Below are 16,648 nucleotides of genomic sequence, written 5' to 3'. Positions count from 1 at the left end.
ACCGTTAAAGCACCATCATTGCTTTAACGGTCTCCTTCTCGTTTTCACAACGCGGCAGGTCTGCACTTCCAGGTCTGAACAAATAGCTTTTTACTGACAGATTCATTAGGCCCCGCCTCGGCAATTGGGCCTAATCATGTTCACCTGAAAGCGCTGATAAACAAGGCTCATACCCACCCGGGTAGCTGCCTAGTTCCTAACTACTGCGAAAGGGCCACGGAAGTATGATCTACCCCACCAATGCTCGGGCGTCTCGTCCTCATACAGAATTGTAAACTGGGCACCGAGTTTTCTGGCTAAGTAGCCAACCCGGTCCGGGATTAGGGTACGGAGAAGATGTTTGAATTCCTTTTGTTTCTCGTTCCTTCAGTGCTTTATATCATTTTTCAGCGCAAGAGAATTGGGGTTTCTCAAGCTCGGGCAAATGTGGGTTGGCGATTGGGAAATTGGCAAACAGTAGTACTAGGCATCATCCTTTTCCCCGTGCTGATTGGAATAGGATACGTTGGTATCCGTCTTGTATCGACGGCTAGTCTGGCCATACCGGGGGTGGTTCTGTCTCAAGGGGTAAGCCTTGCTGTCATTTTCAGGGCTATAGGCGAGGAAGTGTTTTTCCGAGGATTTGTTGGCGGCTTACTTCTTCGATCCTGGGGGTTCTGGGGTGGTAACACGCTCCAAGCGGGAGTTTTTCTTCTGCCTCATTTGATGTTGTTGAGCTTCGATGCGCAGTTGTGGCCCATACTTCCGGTTCAGTTTCTCTGCGGGTGGATCCTGGGAGTGGTGCGACACCGCTCGGGTAGTGTCATTGAATGCGCAATAATGCACGCTGCTATTAACCTTGCAATTGGACTGCTTGCGGGATAAGCGAAGGATTGTGCGCGGGCGCTCAGGGCGGTTAGTGGCTGTCAATTCGCACCAAGGATTGGGGCGCGGGCCTATTCGTCATGTACCAGGCGTTGTACGGCCTGGCGGACACTCTTCTGTATCCAGTTAGATTCCCAAGACAGACTTCGCAATGAAGAAGTAGACGATCAAACCCGTTGCATCACAGAAGGTGGAGATGAATGGGTTGGAGAAGACCGCAGGGTCCGCGCCAACAGTCTTAGCCACAATGGGCATGAGACCACCAACAGTCGCGGACATCGAACAAATGAGAAACAGCGTGGAGCCGATGACGAGGCCGATATCGAGGCCATAGATGACCGTCGCCAAGACAAGACCGGCCAGCCCCAGCACTGCACCCAGCAACATTCCGACGCGCAGCTCGCGCCACATGACTGCCACGAGGTCGCGCGTGCGGACGTCGCCAAGCGCGAGCGCGCGGGTCACAGTAGTAGCTGCCTGGTTTCCTGTATTGCCGCCCGTGCCGGTGAGCAGAGGGATGAACAGAGACAGTACAACTGCCTTGGCCAAGGTGTCTTCGAAGGAATCGAGAACCCGCACAGTCAACAGCGCTGACACAGCGAGCACGAGCAGCCAGAGAATGCGGGAGCGGACGAGCTTGAGAAGGGGCGTCGACAAGTACGGCTGCTGGAGCGCTTCCGTACCACCGGAACGAGCTGAGTCCTCGCTGTCCGCCTCTTCCATAATGTCGGTTGCATCATCCCAGGTAAGAAGGCCAACGAGGCGGTGTGAATCATCCACAATCGGCAGCGCCAGCATGTCGAGGGGCAAGAACCAGCGGACGGTCTCTTCGGCGTCGGCAGTCGCGTATGCATAAACTGGCTCGTTCATGATGTCCTCAATGAGAATGCCGCGTTCAGCCGTGAAGAGCTCGCGCAGGCTGACGACACCCACCAGACGCCGGTCCTTACGCGTCACAGGAACGGTATAGATGGTTTCCAGCTCATCGGCGTTGTCGCGGAGGGTGCGCAGGGCATCTTCCATGCTCATTTCCGGGTGGATATTGGGCACCTCCGGCGACATACGGCGGCCGACGGATCCCTTTGTGTAACCAAGAATCACTCCGGTCACATCGCGCTGGGTCTGAGTCAGCGAGCGGAGGAGGCGATCCGCAATTTCCGCAGGAAGCTCGTCCAACAGCGCCACGCGGTCTTCGGGATCCAGCTCGTCGAAGAATTCGTAGACATCGGCGTTGCCCAACTCGTCAATGATGTCCGCTTGGTGTTTGGCATCAAGCGCATCGAAGACCGCGATAGATTTTTGACGCGGCAGCAGCCTTAACGCCAATGCGGCGCGGAGAGCATTCTGGCGCTCCACAATCGCGATGAGCTCTTGACGCGGAACGCGAGCTAAGAGCTCTTGGAGCCGAGGAGCCTTTTGGGGCTCGATGGCGTCTTCTTGCTTGAGCCACTCCTCAACAATTTCGGTGGCCTGCTCAATCGTTTCTGCCATCGGCTATTCGCCCTTCTACTCGACGTGAACCTCCTCAGACTACGCCATGGAGCGCTGCGTAGCCTTTTCACGTATGTACTATTGCGGCATGCTTTCCCTTTACCGTGATTTCTCGGACAATGACGTCGTCAGCTCTATTCTGGGCTACGAGGAAACAGAGTTCCTCTTCGCTGTGGCAGATGTGCCGAAGAAGTGGGTGAGTGATGATCCCTACGCTGAGGACAAGACGCATATTCAGCTCATGAACATGCCTGGAGTCGCCTTAAAGATGCTGCCCGGGGGCGAGCTGATTACTGGTGACGTCGGCGTGCGCTATCCGCAGCTCTTCCAGACCGTCGCAGGAAAGACGCTGTGGGATCCGCGCGAAGTTGCAGAGCTTGAGCCTTTCACGGTGATTCATGCTCGGGGTAGCCACCACTTCCACGAGAGGAGCAAAGCACACTATGTCGATATCTGGGAGATCCTCCCAGATGTGGAAGACGAGGCAATGGAGCAACTCCTCGCTCGGATTGCCGTTCCGGTAGAGCTTGATTCCAAGTTCGGTCCGTTGGTGCTCGATCGCAGTACGAACACGTTCGACGGTAGGGCAGAAGAGCTCGGAGTGGATATCAGCATCTGGTATGAAGGGGAGGAGCTTCTCCTTGCGGAGAGCACGAACCTAGGCCGAAAATTCAAGGCACCCCTCACCGTTATCAATAAGGTCCTCAGCGCCGAGTTCATTGATGAGGCCCGGCGCTTTGCCGCCAAAAGAGCTCTTCGAGCGGCGAACCGCTGGCGCCATGACGTCGCCCTGTCTGAAGGCGCCAACGCCCCGGCACCTGAGCTCACGGCCGGCGACGTATACGCCAAACTCACGCCCGTTGCCGTTGAGGTCCCCCAACGCGGACACCTCAGCGTGGAATTCGATGATGGCTATCTTTTTGGTGGGCACGCCGTAACGGTGAAGACTAAACGCAGCGGTGCACCCGCAGCCCTTGAGCTCGACGCTTAGTGCTGTTCGCGCATCCGCGTGATGACATTGTGCGCGGAAATGAGGCACATCGGTACACCAACACCCGGTACCGTAGTACCGCCCGCGTAGTACAGGTTCTTGAGTTTTCGCGAGGCATTGCTCCCGCGGAAGAAGGCGGATTGCCGCAACGTATGCGCGGGCCCCACCGCGCCACCAGCCCAGGAGTTGTAGCGCCGCGCAAAATCTGAGGGGCCGACCGTCCGGCGCACCACGATGCGCTCAGTAAAGTCGGGAATGCCAAGCCACGTGCCGAGTTGGTGAATCGCGGCGTCGGCAATTGCGCCAACGCGGGGCGATTCTTCTTCGCCATAGGCGTTACCCGCGCCGAAGTTTTCCTCCGCCGGCACGGGGACCAGCACAAAGAGATTCTCGCAGCCCTCCGGCGCCACGGCAGGATCCGTCGCGGAGGTCTTCGACACGTAGATGGACTCCGACGCCCCCAGCGGGCGCGAAGCCTCCGGAGCGTGATACACCGCCCGGAAATCGGGCTCCCAATCCTTGCTGAAAAGAAGGGTGTGGTGGGCCAGCTCCGGCAGCGCGCCCCGCACGCCGAGGAAGACCAACACCGTGCCGAGGCCCGGGTCGCGTCGCGCGAAATAGCTCTCGGGATATGTCCGCGCTGACTGAGGCAGCAGAGCAGTTTCAGTATGGCGCAGGTCCGCCGCGGACACGACGGCCTCGGCGGAGATGAAGCGGCCGTCGTCCAGCCGCACGCCAGTCGCACGACCTTCTGCGCGCTCAATCGCCGTCACCGCCGTATCCATGAGGAAGGTTGCGCCTTGTGCCTGGCGCGCAATCGCCGCGACCACCGCGGCGAAACCACCTTGCGGGTAGCGCACGCCTTCGACCAAATCGGTGTGGCTCATCAAGGAGTACAGCGCCGGTGCAGCTGTTGGCTCCGTGGACAAAAACACCGCCGGGTAGGTTAGCACCTGGCGCAGGCGGTAGTCCTGAAACTGTGCTGCCACCAGCCGGTCCAAGGACCGCGTGAGAAGTAGCGCCAGCGTACCCAGCCGCGTGAGCACGTCCCGGGTTAAAAGCTGCGTGGGGTGGGAAAACGTGGTGTACAAAAAGCTGCTTAGCGCCACGGCATAGATATCAGAGGAGCGCGCTAAGTAGGCGCGCACGCGCTCGCCTGCGCCCGGCTCGATGGACTCAAAAAGCCGAACAACGTTGTCCACGCCGCTGTGAATGTCGAGGAAGGCGCCGTCGTCGTTGTAGACGCGATAGGCGGGGGAGAGGTCAACCAAGTCCAGCTCGCGCGCGGTGCTCGTCCCGCAGGCACGGAAAAACTCGTCGAAGGCTTCCGGCATGAGGTACCAGGACGGGCCCGTATCGAAGCGGAAACCGTCGACCTCCAGTTCGCCTGCGCGCCCGCCGACGCTGTGCTGCTTCTCGACGACCACCACGTCCCAACCCTCACGCAGCAACAGCGCCGCGCTGGCCAGGCCAGCGATGCCCGCGCCGATGACGACAACACGCTTGCCCATAGCTACTTCACCGCCGATGCCGCTGCCCGGCTCACCAAGAATGCCTTGCGTGCCGGCGAGACGGAGACTCGTGTCGTGAGAATATCGGCGGCGGGGGTGGCCGCGAGCTGGTCGGTGAGCTCGGTAAACAGGGCCGTCGCAGCCGCCACGCCCACCCGCGAACCACGCGGCAACTTCTCCATCGCGCCGCGCGCTACAGCCAGGTCGCGCCGAATATCAGCGATGATTGCCGTTTTCCGCTCCTCATCCAAGCTGGCCGGGTCCGGCAGGTCCGGGAAATAGGAGCGGCCCAGCTCTGCGGAATCCTCGCGCAGGTCGCGCAAGAAATTGATCTTCTGAAAGGCCGCGCCCAGGCGCCGCGCGCCTTCCTCGATTCCGGACGGGCGGGGCCCGCCGGCGTAGAAGGCGTCCAGGCACAAGAGCCCAATGACCTCCGCGGAGCCGCACACGTAATCCTCGAAGGAGTCGTGGGTGTGCGTGCGGTGCGTCAGATCGCAACGCATGGAGGAAAAGAACTGTGCAACGTGCTCATCGCTGAACCCGCAACGCCGCGCGGAAAGCGCAAAGGCATGCACGATCGGATCAGCGTGAAAACGCTGGGACGGGGCGGCGCGGACGGTGGCCTCGTAGGCGTCGAGAAGCACGGCGGCGTCCTGGGGATCGAGCCCGGCGTCGACGATTTCATCGGCGGTGCGCACCATGGCGTATAAATTTCGGATGTCCACCCGGACCCTGGGGGAAAGAAGCCGCGTGGCCAGGGAAAAACTGGTGGAGTAGTGGCGCATGATTTGAGCCGCGGCGGCTTCGGCACAGCGGTCGTAATGTTCCAGAGCGGAAAGAGATGCGCGCATGGAGCATATTTTAGACCACACGCGTCACATAACTTACCCAGGGCAGGATAGGGTAGGGACGTTACTTTCCCCATCTATAAGGAGAACACGTCCATGACAACCCCAACGATGACTGCTGCGGCTCGCGCCGTCGACCTGTTCAAACAATACGGTCAGGGAGATACCGCAGTTACCGCGTTGGACCACGTCGACGTTGAGTTCGCGCGCAATACCTTTACCGCCATCATGGGCCCTTCGGGCTCCGGCAAGTCCACGCTCATGCACACCATGGCGGGGCTCGATTCGGCGACGTCCGGCTCGGCCTTCATCGGTGACACCGACATGTCGCAGCTCAGCGACAAGGATATTACCGCCCTGCGCCGCGACCGCTTGGGCTTCATCTTCCAGTCCTTCAACCTGGTGCCCACGCTGACCGCGGCAGAGAACATCACGCTGCCCACCGATATCGCTGGCAACAAGGTAGATAAGGAATGGTTCGATGAGGTCACTTCCCGTCTGGGCCTGTCCAACCGCTTGAACCACCGCCCATCAGAGCTCTCCGGTGGCCAGCAGCAGCGCGTGGCTTGCGCGCGCGCTCTGGTTTCGCGCCCGGAAATCATCTTTGGCGATGAACCGACCGGCAACCTGGACTCCAACTCTTCCGCCGAGGTGCTCGATATTTTGCGCACCGCAGTGGATCAGGACGGCCAGACCGTCGTCATCGTGACGCACGATGCGAAGGCCGCATCCTACGCAGACCGCGTGGTCTTCCTTGCTGATGGTCGCCTGGTCAACGAGCTGAACAACCCGACCATGGAGTCCATCCACGCCGTGATGGCAGAAATCGAGGGCTAGAGCATGGCCACAAAGAACACCATGCGCACGGTGTCCGTGCGCAATATTCTCGCGCACAAGCTGCGCCTTGCCCTGACCCTACTGGCGGTGGTGCTCGGCACCGCCTTCATCTCGGGGTCCTTCATGTTCACCAAGTCTTTGTCGAACACCTTCGACTCTGCGGTGTCTACCGCATTTACCGGTGTGGATGCGGCTGTGAGCCAGAAGGAAGGCGGCCCAATCCTCGACCAGAAGATGCGCGATGACATCGCCGCCGACCCCGACGTGCGCGCAGTCAACATGCAAAGTAGCCAGACCGTCGTGGTTGCCAACAAGGATGCCGAGGCCTTTCAAACCGGTGGCGGCACCTCCAGCGTGCAGCCCTACTACCCGGAGGACCAGTCCGTCGGTGAGCCCGCCACGCTTGTCGACGGCTCCGCGCCTCACGGGACCGGCGAGGTTCTCATCAACGACTCGGCTGCGGAAGAGTTCGATATCAAGATCGGCGACAGCCTCTTCGTGGTCCACCCGGACCAGCGTGATGAGGTTAAGGTCGTGGGCGTCGTCAAGCCTGTGGTGGACCAAGGCCCCAGCCTGACGCTGCTCATGGACCACGAGGCCTTCGTCGAGCGATACGGCAATTCCGAACAGCTGAAGGTCGCCGCGGCCGAGGGAGTGAGCGCCGATGCGCTCGTGGATCACCTCAACGAGACCTTCGAGGTTAAGGCGGAATCTGGCCAGAAGCTGGCCGATGAGATTTCGGATCAGATTTCCTCTGCCCTGAAATTCGTCAACTACTTCCTCATCGCCTTCGGCCTCATCGCGCTGCTGGTGGGCACGTTCATCATCGCGAACACGTTCTCCATGATCGTGGCTCAGCGCACCAAGGAGTTCGCGCTGCTGCGCGCACTCGGTGCATCCCGCGGCCAGATTACGCGCTCGGTGGTGACGGAGGCCTTCATCGTGGGCCTCGTGGGCTCTGCCGTGGGCGTGGCAGCGGGCATGGGCCTGGTGGCGATCATTAAGGCCGTCTTCGAAGCCAAGGGCATGCCCATGGGCGGCGGCCTGGGCCTGAGCTTGAGCGCTGTGCTTGTGCCGTTGATTCTGGGCGCATTGGTCACCATCGTTTCCGCGTGGGCACCGGCGCGCCGGGCAGGCGCGGTCAAGCCCGTGGAAGCCATGCGCACCACCGAGTCCGCGGCGGGCGCTTCGCTGCTGGTGCGCAGCGTGCTGGGCGGGCTGCTGCTCGTCGTCGGCATTATTTTTGCGCTCGTGGGCGTGCTTGTCGACGCCTCCACGGGCATCCGCGCCACACTCGTGGGCCTCGGCTCGCTCAACCTCATCCTCGGCTTCTTCCTTGCGGGACCGGCCATCTCCTTGCCTATCGTTCCGGCGATCGGCCGCGTGGTTGGCGCGCCCTTTGGCGCGGTCGGCAAGCTGGCATCGACGAACTCGGCGCGCAACCCGCGCCGTACCGCGGCGACTGCTTTCGCTCTCATGCTGGGCGTGGCGCTGGTGACATCGATCGGCATGTTGGGTGCGACGATGAAAGCCTCGGTGGCCGACGCCGTCGAGCAGGACGCCCGCGCAGACTTCTTGCTGTCTGGCCCGACGTCTGGAAACTTCCCGACGCCGAACGAGACGGTGCAGCGCGCCCGCGATACCGAGGGCGTCGGACAGCTCGTGGCGATGAGCACAGCACCCCTGCAGGTGGATGGTCAGGCTTCGATGAATTATGGCCCGGAAATGATGATCAGCCAGGTCATCGATGGCAACGCCGATGACATGCTCAACCTCACTCTGGTCGACGGTGCATTGAATACGGGTGAGGAACCGGGCTTCATCGCCGACTCTGTCTTGGCTGAGAAGCAAGGCTGGGAGGTCGGCCAGTCCTATGAGTTGGCGGGGCCGGATCCATCCCGCACTGCGCAGGTAAAACTCCTCGGCACCTATGAACCTTTCCAGATGCTTCCGGGCCTGGCCGTGTCCCAATCCGCGGTAGAAGAGGTCATCGACCCCAACAGCCTCGACGTCACGGTGGTTTCCGTCAATGCGGAAGAAGGCTATGACAAGGAGAAGCTGCGCGCCAACCTGGAGAAGTCCGTCAAGGACCTCGTTGTGGTACAGGTGCGCACCAGCGAGGAATATGCTGGCGAGGCCGCCGGAATGATTGACCAGATGCTCACGATTCTCTACGCGCTGCTGGCTTTGGCCGTGGTCATCGCTGTCCTGGGCATTGTCAATACCCTCACCCTTGGCGTGATCGAACGCCGACAAGAGATCGGTATGCTGCGCGCGGTGGGTACTCAACGCCGCCAGATTCGCACAATGATCACGGTGGAATCGGTACAGATCGCCCTCTTCGGCGCGCTCATGGGCATCCTCATGGGATTGGGGATGGGGTGGTCCTTCATCTCCGTGCTTTCCGACGAAGGCCTCGATTCCGCGACGGTGCCGTGGATGATGCTCGCGGTCATGTTCGTGGGCTCGGGAATCGTCGGTGTGCTGGCGGCCCTGTGGCCGGCGCAGCGCGCGGCGAAGACCCCGCCGTTGGACGCCATCGCCGACTAGCGCAGCCCGTGGCTGCACAAGGGGCGTGGGAGGCGGGTTAGGCCAGCAGCGAGCCGACCCACGCTCCGCGCCAGGCCACCACGATTCCTAGGCCGATGGTCCAGAAGAGATAACGTGCCAAGCGCCACCAACGCTTGGCCTTTATCATTTCACCGAGTTCCTTGGCCATCGTGGACCAGGTGGATAGCCCGCCGGCGAGTCCGGCCGCCAGCAGGGGGAGGAAATACTCGGGGGCGTGTGCATGCGTGGCATAGCCATAGGCCACGCCCGCCACCGCCGCGCCGATGAGGTTGGCGGCAAAAGTACACGTGGGGGAGGGCAGCACATGAGTGAGCAGGAAGCGCCCGCAGCCGCCAACAAAGCCGCCGGCGAGGACCGCCAAGATGGAGAGGATCATGCGCGGCCCCGGGAAGCAATGAGGTCACCTATTAGGTATGCCGCGGTGCAGCCAATGATCGTCGCCAGGACGTACGCTCCCGCCCGCGCCGGGCTAAAGCCCGAGGTGAGGTAGGCAAAGGCGGCAAAGCTGGTGAAGCCGCCCAGAAATCCTGTGCCCCAGAACGCCGGGGGTTTGGCATAGCCCATGACAGTGCTGCCTACAACATTGATGAGCAGCAGCGGCAGCGCGCCACCCCCGAGAAGTGAAGTAAGGCCGAAACGAGTCAGCGCCCCGAGCGCGGTCCCGCAGCCCACAAGAAGGATCTGTGGCATAGGCACCATCCTAATTGGGATGCGAAACCAGCGTGAAGCAGGCAAGCTTAGGGTGTATCCACGTCTCCAAGGAGGAACCCACCATGGCACACGAGCGCGCCGGCCAGCTAGCCCAGCCTTCCGATCTCATCGATATCGCAGAACTAGTCACCGCGTATTACACCCGCACCCCCGATGCAGATAACCCCGACCAGCAGGTCGCCTTCGGCACCTCAGGGCACCGCGGCTCCGCCTTGGACACCGCCTTCAACGAGGCTCACATCTTGGCGATTACCCAGGCCATCGTGGACTACCGCGCTGAGCAGGGGACCACGGGCGCCATTTTCATCGGCCGCGATACCCACGCTTTGTCCGAGCCCGCCATGGTCTCCGCCCTTGAGGTTCTCCTTGCCAATGGGCTGGAGGTTCGCGTGGATGACCGCGGACGCTACACCCCGACCCCGGCCGTCTCCCACGCCATCCTGACCAACCCGGGCACCGATGGCATCGTGATCACTCCCTCCCACAATCCGCCGCGCGATGGCGGCTTCAAGTACAACCCGCCGACGGGCGGCCCAGCAGACACGGATGCCACCGACTGGATCGCAGCCAAGGCCAACGACTATCTGCGCGCCGGGCTCGATGGCGTCAAGCGCGTGGCGGTTGACGGCGTGCTCGATGAGCGCTGCGTGAAGCACAACTACCTCGACTCCTACGTGGCTGACCTAGCCAACGTTGTGGACATGGCGGCCATTAAAGAGGCCGGTGTGCGCATCGGCGCGGACCCGATGGGCGGCGCCTCGGTGGACTACTGGGCGGCCATCGCCGAGCACTACGGGCTCAACATGACGGTGGTGAACCCAGAGGTAGACGGCACCTTCCGCTTCATGACTCTGGATACTGACGGCAAGATCCGCATGGACTGCTCCTCCCCGGACGCCATGGCTTCGTTGGTTCAGAACCGCTCCAAGTACGACTTGGCCACGGGCAACGACGCGGATTCCGATCGCCACGGCATCGTCACCCCGGATGCGGGTCTGATGAACCCGAACCACTACCTAGCGGTGGCCATCGAGTACCTGTTTAGCCACCGCCCCGAGTGGGGTGAAGCCGGGGTAGGCAAGACCTTGGTGTCTTCCTCCATGATCGATCGCGTCGTGGCCAGCCTGGGCCGTGAGCTCGTGGAGGTCCCGGTGGGCTTCAAGTGGTTTGTGCCGGGGCTTGTCGGCGGCACCCTGGGCTTCGGCGGTGAGGAATCTGCTGGTGCTTCCTTCCTGCGCTTCGATGGGACCGTGTGGTCCACCGATAAGGATGGCATCATCATGGATCTCTTGGCTGCCGAGATCTTGGCGGTCACGGGCAAGACCCCGTCTCAACGCTATGCGGAGCTGGCCGAAGAATACGGTGCGCCAGCCTATGCGCGGACCGACGCCCCAGCTACCCGCGAGCAGAAGGCCATCCTGAAGAAGCTTTCCCCGGAGCAGGTGACGGCAACTGAGCTGGCCGGGGAGAAGATCGTGGCCAAACTCACCGAGGCCCCCGGCAACGGCGCAGCGATTGGCGGCCTGAAGGTGGCGACGGAGAACGCGTGGTTCGCTGCCCGCCCTTCCGGCACGGAGGACAAGTACAAGATCTATGCCGAGAGCTTCCGTGGCGAAGAACACCTTAAGCAGGTGCAGGAAGAGGCGCAGGCGTTGGTGTCGCAGGTTCTCGAAGGCTAGGTCTGAAGGCCAGGGCTGAAGTCTGGGTCCGAAGCCAGGTCCGAGACTAGGCTAATGAATTATGACATCCGCAAAATCCATGTCGGCCGCCGATCTGATGAGCGCGCTGGTGCGTTTTGGAATGGCTGCCGTGTGGATTATCGCCGGTATTCAGAAGCTGGACGCCAGGATGGAGATGACCCAGGCCATCGAAGCCTATGGCATCTTCACCCCGGAATGGTCCGGATACTTGGCCTACCTCATCGGACCCTTGGAACTCATGGGTGGGGTGCTGTTGCTGCTGGGGTTGTTCTTGAGGGAGGCGTCGGCAGTCGCGGCGGTGGTCTTAGTCCTCTTCATGGTGGGAATCTCCCAGGCATGGGCGCGTGGGCTGGTCATTGACTGCGGTTGTTTCGGCTATGACCCCGCCGACGTGAGCCAAGGCATGAACTACGCGCTGACGCTGCTACGTGATGCAACCTTTTTGGTCCTCACCCTTTGGACAATTTGGCGCCCGTATCGCCGTTACGCTCTCCACCCTTAACTTGTTAGGCTGTGCTCGTGATTAAAGACAAAATCAGCGCCGCCCTTGTGCTTGACGTCATTAGTGCATTCGCGCGCTTTTATATGGCCTATGTGTGGATCAAAGCGGGAGCGTCGAAGCTGTCGGATCAGCTCGCAGTGTCCCAAAGCATCAAGGCCTATGAGATCTTTACACCAGAGTGGTCTCAGTATTTGTCCTACCTGATTGGCCCGCTGGAAGTGTGCGGCGGCCTGTTGTTGCTGCTGGGGCTGTTCCTGCGCCAATCGGCATGGGTGGGACAGATTGTCCTCGTTCTATTCATGATTGGCATTGCGCAAGCGTGGATGCGAGGGCTCGGGATTGACTGCGGTTGTTTCTCCGTTAGCCCTGATGAAGACGCGCAGGTGATGAACTACATGATGACACTGCTGCGTGATGTCTTCTATTCTGTGTTAATGGTGTGGACAATCAAGCGTCCCTTCACCAAGTTTGCATTGCACCCTTAACAGCGGTGTGTAGGATTTCGGTTCGTTCCATTTACGTCATACAAGACAAGGTTTCTCAATGAGTACAGTTAAAGACCCCACCGCCAATAACAACAGCGGATTCCTGTGGGGCATCGGTGTTCTGCTGGTGATTATTGCCGTCGTGCTCGGCTTTATCTTCTACCAAAACCGTGGTGCCAGCGTTGAGGGCTTGGAAGGCTACACCAAGCAGGACGTCAATATGGAGATGTCCTTTGCTGATAACGCCGTGACCCTCAAGGCTGCCGACGCCAAGGATGCGCCGGAGGTCGAGCTGTACGAGGACTACTCTTGCCCTCACTGCTCTGATCTGGCCAAGCAGACCGATGATCAGATGAAGGAAAAGATTGAGCAGGGCAAGCTCATTGTTAAGGTGCGCACCCTCAACTTCCTGGATGGCAGCCCGAATGGCATCGAGAGCATCAAGTCCAACGAGGGACACTCCTCCAAGGCCGCGGCTGCGATGGAGCAGGTAGCCAAGTCCGGTGACGTACAGCTCTACTGGAACCTGCGTAAGTACCTCATGGATGAGCAGTCCAAGGTGTACAACAAGTGGGAGATGAAGGATTTTGCGCAGGCCGCTGAGTCCTTGGGCGCGGATAAGGACACCGTCAAGGCCATCGAGGATGCACCGGTGGGCAAGGGTAACGCCCTGGTTACCGCGAACTACGAGAAGCTGGAAGCCGACACCGGCAGCGTGTCCTCGCCGCGCATCATCAAGGACGGCAAGGACATTCCGGAGGATGACAAGACCTCCATCATGGAGTGGGTCGACCTCGTCGCCGCTAAGTAGGGGCGTGCAAATACCGCACCTAAACTCGCGATTTGGTGAGTGAAAACGGAGGCGATATATTGATACGAGTTGCAATCACAAAGGTTGCACCTCGTATGAGGGGCTATGGCGCAGTTGGTAGCGCACCACACTGGCAGTGTGGGGGTCACGGGTTCGAATCCCGTTAGCTCCACTTCATAATTCAATACAGCTCTGGGGCTATGGCGCAGTTGGTAGCGCACCACACTGGCAGTGTGGGGGTCACGGGTTCGAATCCCGTTAGCTCCACTTTCGGCCGTCTCCTTGAATGGGGGCGGCCTTTTTCTATGCTGGGGCCATGGATGTATTCACCAAGACCGTGTCCCGTCCTGATCAAGCTGGCGCCGAGGCTGCTGGGTTGAGATGGCTTGCGCAGGCGCTTGCCGCCGTCGTCGTGGACGTCACCGAAGTCACCTCTACTTCTCTTAGCACGCGGCGGGTGGAGCAGGCGCGGCCGAGCGCTCCTGCTGCCCGCGCCTTTGGCGCTGCGCTGCGCACGGTCCATGAAGCGGGAGCGCCCGCCTTCGGCGCGCCACCGGCGGGCTGGGAGGGTGCGAACTTCATTGGGCGCGTGGAGCAGCCCTGCGAACCATGCGAATCCTGGGGCGAGTTCTACGCTGAGCAGCGAGTGCTGCCTTTCGTGGATGGACTGCCTCAGGGATTGCAGGGGATTGTCCGACAAGCATGCGAGGCAATAAAAGCTGCTGACTGGGACGTGAAACCGGCTCGCATTCACGGTGACCTGTGGGCAGGCAACGTACTGTTTACTGCCGATTCGGCCGTGATGATTGACCCTGCCGCACACGGCGGTCACCCGTGGACGGACCTCGCCATGCTCGAACTGTTTGGCACGCCGTTCTACGAGGAAATCCTCCGCGGGTACGGGGCGCCCAAGGAATACGAGAAGTGGGTGCCCATGCATCAGCTGCACTCGCTGGCGGTGCATTCCTTAACACATGGGCCCGCGTATTACGGCCCGCTCGAACAAGCAGCGGAGGCCACGCTCGACGCGTTGCGTTAGCGCGATTCCATTGCTTAAGAGCGCCCTGCAACCGGCAGAAGATTATTGCGGCCCAGGCGGCATGGTGCGCTTGTGGGCACCGCGGCGCCACAGGGTCTCGATGCGCGATTGGGCGGCGGCAGGCACGTCCTTGCCCTCGAGGTAGTCGTCGATGTGGGAGTAGGTGACGCCGAGCGCTTCTTCGTCAGAGAGTAGGGGGCGGTCATCCTCTAGATCTGCGGTGGGAACCTTCTTCCACGTGGAATCTGGTGCGCCGAGATGCTTCAGAAGCTGAGCACCCTGGCGCTTGTTAAGCCCGGCGAGGGGCAGGACGTCGGCAGCGCCGTCGCCCCACTTGGTAAAGAAGGCGGTGACGTTTTCGGCGGCGTGGTCTGTACCGATGACCAGCGCGCCGACTTCGCCGGCCAGCGCGTACTGCGCGGCCATGCGCAGGCGGGCCTTGAGGTTGCCTCGATTGAAGTCCCCCAGGGAGTCCTGGTGTAGGGCGTTGGCCACGGCGCCGTCGAGAGCCGCGGTGGCCTCGGCGATGTTGACGGTGAGGCAGTGGTCGGGCTCGATAAAGTCGAGGGCGATCTGTGCGTCATCCTCGTCGGCCTGTACGCCGTGGGGAAGGCGCACGGCCCAGAAGTCCGCGCCGTCGACGCGGGCCACCGCCAGCTGAGCCAAGCGCCCAGCCAGGGTGGAGTCCTGGCCGCCAGAGATGCCCAGGACAAAGCCCTTCGCGCCGGTTGTGCGTAGGTAGTCCACCAAAAAGGCGACGCGGCGCTCAACCTCTTCTTCTGAATCGATGCGGGGTTTTACGCCGAGGGCCTTGATGATGTCGTGCTGGAGGTCTATGGATTCATGTGACATGACGCCAATGGTAGCCGCCTGCGACAATAGGAACCCGTGAACAAAGATACGTACGTCATGATGGTCGCAGGCGTCGCCGCCCTGGGTGGCCTGCTCTTTGGATATGACACCGGAGTGATGTCCGGAGCCCTCCTCTTCGTGGGACCGGAATTCGGCATGTCTGCCCATGAGGAGGGGCTGGTGACCTCGATGCTCTTGGTCGGCGCGGCAGTTGGCGCGCTGGTCGCTGGGCGTGTGGCGAGCATGATCGGGCGGCGTCGCACCCTCATCGCCGGTGGGCTCATCTTCGTGGCTGGTTCCGTGTGGTGCGCGCTTTCAAGCTCGGCCGATGAACTCGCTGCCGCCCGCACATTCCTCGGCGTGGCAGTGGGCGCGGTGTCGATCGTCTCCCCGATGTATATCTCCGAAATCACCCCGGCGGCTGTGCGGGGCCGGATGGTCTCCCTCAATACGCTCATGATCGTCGTGGGGCAGCTGCTGGCGTATGGCGTGAACTCGCTATTGGCTGCAAGCGGCAGCTGGCATTGGATGCTGGGGCTGGCCGCGGTCCCGGGCGCGGCGCTGGCGCTCGGCATGGTCTTCCTGCCCGATACCCCGGCATGGCTCGCGGCACAAGGGCGACCGCGTGAAGCTGCCGCGGTCAGCGCTCGGGTCGGCGCGCAGGGAGCGGAGTTGGAGCTTAGTCCACGTCCGAGCACGGGTGAATGGCGAGCTTTGCGACGCCACCGTTGGATGCGCTGGGCCATCGCGCTTGCCATGCTCATGGGGGTGACTCAGCAGATTACGGGTGTGAACGCCATTGTGTACTTCGCGCCCACGATGATGAACCAGGTGGGTATCTCCACTACTAACTCGGTATATACGTCGATGGTGATCGGTGCGGTATCCGTCGTAGCGTGCCTCGTGGGCATGCGCGTGATTGACCGGCTGGGACGCCGCCGGCTGCTGTTGGCGGGCCTAGGCGGCAACGTGGTCTCACTCGTGGTCCTCGCGGTGGCCTATCACTTCGCCCATGACTCCATTCCGCTGGCCATGCTGTCGTTGGCGTGCATGGCGGCGTTCATTGCCTTTCAGCAGGCGGCAGTCTCCCCGGCCACGTGGTTGCTCATGTCAGAAATCGTGCCGCCTGAGGTCCGAGGGGTGGGCATGGGAATCGCCGGGCTGGCACTGTGGGTGAGTAACTGGGCGGTGGCGCAGTTCTTCTTGCCGGTGGTCGAGTGGCTCGGAGGTTCGCTGGCCTTCGGAATCTTCGCGGTCTTAGGTCTCGTCGCGGTGGGATATACCCGCGCACTCGTTCCGGAAACGGCGAGGGAGAGCCTCGAGGATGTTGCCGAGCAGCTGCGCTCCCGCTACTCCGAAAGCTGAGTGTTTTGGTAATGACGCGCGTGTGGGGTAACATTTTTCCTCGTGTCATTGCTGGGTGTCTTCCCAGCTA

The 16,648-nt window shown here is 61.3% G+C and carries 16 protein-coding genes and 2 tRNA genes; 12 read left to right on the top strand and 6 right to left on the bottom strand.

The features are described from left to right. The first annotated feature begins 336 nt into the window (after positions 1-336). Positions 337-864, top strand: coding sequence for a CPBP family intramembrane glutamic endopeptidase (locus HMPREF2698_RS02230; RefSeq protein WP_070561776.1), 528 nt, complete (start codon positions 337-339; stop codon positions 862-864). A gap of 126 nt (positions 865-990) precedes the next feature. On the opposite strand, the gene mgtE is transcribed toward HMPREF2698_RS02230, so the two are convergent. Next, entirely contained in the window at positions 991-2,355 is a 1,365-nt protein-coding gene (mgtE, locus tag HMPREF2698_RS02225) for a magnesium transporter (RefSeq protein WP_070561774.1), read from the bottom strand. 88 nt (positions 2,356-2,443) lie between these two features. Here mgtE and HMPREF2698_RS02220 point away from each other — a divergent pair, with 88 nt between their 5' ends. After that, a complete protein-coding gene (locus HMPREF2698_RS02220) occupies positions 2,444-3,346 on the top strand; it encodes a DUF2262 domain-containing protein (protein WP_246819417.1) in 903 nt (300 codons plus the stop codon). On the opposite strand, the gene crtI is transcribed toward HMPREF2698_RS02220, so the two are convergent. Further along, positions 3,343-4,857 (bottom strand): phytoene desaturase family protein, encoded by a 1,515-nt coding sequence (gene crtI, locus HMPREF2698_RS02215; RefSeq protein ID WP_070561770.1) that lies wholly within the window; start codon positions 4,855-4,857, stop codon positions 3,343-3,345. The genes HMPREF2698_RS02220 and crtI overlap by 4 nt on opposite strands. 2 nt (positions 4,858-4,859) lie before the next feature. Then, positions 4,860-5,708, bottom strand: coding sequence for a phytoene/squalene synthase family protein (locus tag HMPREF2698_RS02210; protein WP_070561768.1), 849 nt, complete (start codon positions 5,706-5,708; stop codon positions 4,860-4,862). Between the two features lie 93 nt (positions 5,709-5,801). Between HMPREF2698_RS02210 and HMPREF2698_RS02205 the strand changes: the two genes are divergently transcribed. Next, positions 5,802-6,542, top strand: coding sequence for an ABC transporter ATP-binding protein (locus tag HMPREF2698_RS02205; RefSeq protein ID WP_070530082.1), 741 nt, complete (start codon positions 5,802-5,804; stop codon positions 6,540-6,542). A 3-nt stretch (positions 6,543-6,545) separates the two neighbouring features. Beyond that, entirely contained in the window at positions 6,546-9,092 is a 2,547-nt protein-coding gene (locus HMPREF2698_RS02200) for an ABC transporter permease (RefSeq protein WP_070561766.1), read from the top strand. A gap of 37 nt (positions 9,093-9,129) precedes the next feature. Here the strand turns inward: HMPREF2698_RS02200 and HMPREF2698_RS02195 are convergent, their stop codons facing one another. Together HMPREF2698_RS02195 and HMPREF2698_RS02190 are read right to left on the bottom strand one after the other, a co-directional pair. Then, positions 9,130-9,489, bottom strand: coding sequence for a FluC/FEX family fluoride channel (locus HMPREF2698_RS02195; protein ID WP_070561764.1), 360 nt, complete (start codon positions 9,487-9,489; stop codon positions 9,130-9,132). After that, positions 9,486-9,803: a fluoride efflux transporter family protein gene (locus HMPREF2698_RS02190; protein ID WP_070561762.1), complete on the bottom strand. Its 318-nt coding sequence runs from the start codon at positions 9,801-9,803 to the stop codon at positions 9,486-9,488. Before HMPREF2698_RS02190 ends, HMPREF2698_RS02195 begins: the two co-directional genes overlap by 4 nt. Positions 9,804-9,886: 83 nt before the next feature. On the opposite strand from HMPREF2698_RS02190, the gene pgm reads away from it, so the two are divergent. From pgm to HMPREF2698_RS02155, 7 genes are all read left to right on the top strand, one after another. Further along, on the top strand, positions 9,887-11,503 hold the full coding sequence (pgm, locus tag HMPREF2698_RS02185; RefSeq protein ID WP_070561761.1) for a phosphoglucomutase (alpha-D-glucose-1,6-bisphosphate-dependent): 1,617 nt from the start codon (positions 9,887-9,889) through the stop codon (positions 11,501-11,503). Between the two features lie 61 nt (positions 11,504-11,564). Next, positions 11,565-12,026 carry a MauE/DoxX family redox-associated membrane protein gene (locus HMPREF2698_RS02180; RefSeq protein WP_070522452.1) on the top strand — a complete coding sequence of 154 codons (462 nt, stop codon included), beginning with the start codon at positions 11,565-11,567 and terminating at the stop codon, positions 12,024-12,026. Positions 12,027-12,043: 17 nt separating this feature from the next. Then, positions 12,044-12,511 carry a MauE/DoxX family redox-associated membrane protein gene (locus HMPREF2698_RS02175; RefSeq protein ID WP_070522450.1) on the top strand — a complete coding sequence of 156 codons (468 nt, stop codon included), beginning with the start codon at positions 12,044-12,046 and terminating at the stop codon, positions 12,509-12,511. Between the two features lie 58 nt (positions 12,512-12,569). Then, a complete protein-coding gene (locus HMPREF2698_RS02170) occupies positions 12,570-13,322 on the top strand; it encodes a DsbA family protein (protein WP_070530070.1) in 753 nt (250 codons plus the stop codon). Between the two features lie 99 nt (positions 13,323-13,421). Beyond that, positions 13,422-13,494: transfer RNA gene (locus HMPREF2698_RS02165), tRNA-Ala, on the top strand. Positions 13,495-13,516: 22 nt separating this feature from the next. Beyond that, positions 13,517-13,589, top strand: a tRNA-Ala gene (locus tag HMPREF2698_RS02160). A gap of 49 nt (positions 13,590-13,638) precedes the next feature. After that, complete coding sequence (locus HMPREF2698_RS02155; RefSeq protein WP_083303766.1) at positions 13,639-14,361, top strand: fructosamine kinase family protein; 723 nt, start codon at positions 13,639-13,641, stop codon at positions 14,359-14,361. A 42-nt stretch (positions 14,362-14,403) separates the two neighbouring features. Here HMPREF2698_RS02155 and nadE read toward each other — a convergent pair whose 3' ends face one another. After that, positions 14,404-15,213 (bottom strand): ammonia-dependent NAD(+) synthetase, encoded by an 810-nt coding sequence (gene nadE, locus HMPREF2698_RS02150; protein WP_371325924.1) that lies wholly within the window; start codon positions 15,211-15,213, stop codon positions 14,404-14,406. 36 nt (positions 15,214-15,249) lie between these two features. On the opposite strand from nadE, the gene HMPREF2698_RS02145 reads away from it, so the two are divergent. Next, positions 15,250-16,578, top strand: a complete 1,329-nt coding sequence (locus tag HMPREF2698_RS02145) for a sugar porter family MFS transporter (protein ID WP_070561757.1) — start codon at positions 15,250-15,252, stop codon at positions 16,576-16,578. Positions 16,579-16,648: the final 70 nt, after the last annotated feature.

It is taken from the genome of Corynebacterium sp. HMSC072A02, from assembly GCF_001810085.1.
Taxonomy (GTDB): domain Bacteria; phylum Actinomycetota; class Actinomycetes; order Mycobacteriales; family Mycobacteriaceae; genus Corynebacterium; species Corynebacterium hesseae.
The sequence above is the reverse complement of the archived record's forward strand: the minus strand, read 5'-3'. Positions and strand labels throughout refer to the sequence as shown.

Bases quoted from the DNA above. Each gene is read 5' to 3' on its own strand.
- HMPREF2698_RS02230 (WP_070561776.1), top strand. From the start codon at position 337: ATGTTTGAATTCCTTTTGTTTCTCGTTCCTTCAGTGCTTTATATCATT.
- mgtE (WP_070561774.1), bottom strand. From the start codon at position 2,355: ATGGCAGAAACGATTGAGCAGGCCACCGAAATTGTTGAGGAGTGGCTC.
- HMPREF2698_RS02220 (WP_246819417.1), top strand. From the start codon at position 2,444: ATGCTTTCCCTTTACCGTGATTTCTCGGACAATGACGTCGTCAGCTCT.
- crtI (WP_070561770.1), bottom strand. From the start codon at position 4,857: ATGGGCAAGCGTGTTGTCGTCATCGGCGCGGGCATCGCTGGCCTGGCC.
- HMPREF2698_RS02210 (WP_070561768.1), bottom strand. From the start codon at position 5,708: ATGCGCGCATCTCTTTCCGCTCTGGAACATTACGACCGCTGTGCCGAA.
- HMPREF2698_RS02205 (WP_070530082.1), top strand. From the start codon at position 5,802: ATGACAACCCCAACGATGACTGCTGCGGCTCGCGCCGTCGACCTGTTC.
- HMPREF2698_RS02200 (WP_070561766.1), top strand. From the start codon at position 6,546: ATGGCCACAAAGAACACCATGCGCACGGTGTCCGTGCGCAATATTCTC.
- HMPREF2698_RS02195 (WP_070561764.1), bottom strand. From the start codon at position 9,489: ATGATCCTCTCCATCTTGGCGGTCCTCGCCGGCGGCTTTGTTGGCGGC.
- HMPREF2698_RS02190 (WP_070561762.1), bottom strand. From the start codon at position 9,803: ATGCCACAGATCCTTCTTGTGGGCTGCGGGACCGCGCTCGGGGCGCTG.
- pgm (WP_070561761.1), top strand. From the start codon at position 9,887: ATGGCACACGAGCGCGCCGGCCAGCTAGCCCAGCCTTCCGATCTCATC.
- HMPREF2698_RS02180 (WP_070522452.1), top strand. From the start codon at position 11,565: ATGACATCCGCAAAATCCATGTCGGCCGCCGATCTGATGAGCGCGCTG.
- HMPREF2698_RS02170 (WP_070530070.1), top strand. From the start codon at position 12,570: ATGAGTACAGTTAAAGACCCCACCGCCAATAACAACAGCGGATTCCTG.
- HMPREF2698_RS02155 (WP_083303766.1), top strand. From the start codon at position 13,639: ATGGATGTATTCACCAAGACCGTGTCCCGTCCTGATCAAGCTGGCGCC.
- nadE (WP_371325924.1), bottom strand. From the start codon at position 15,213: ATGTCACATGAATCCATAGACCTCCAGCACGACATCATCAAGGCCCTC.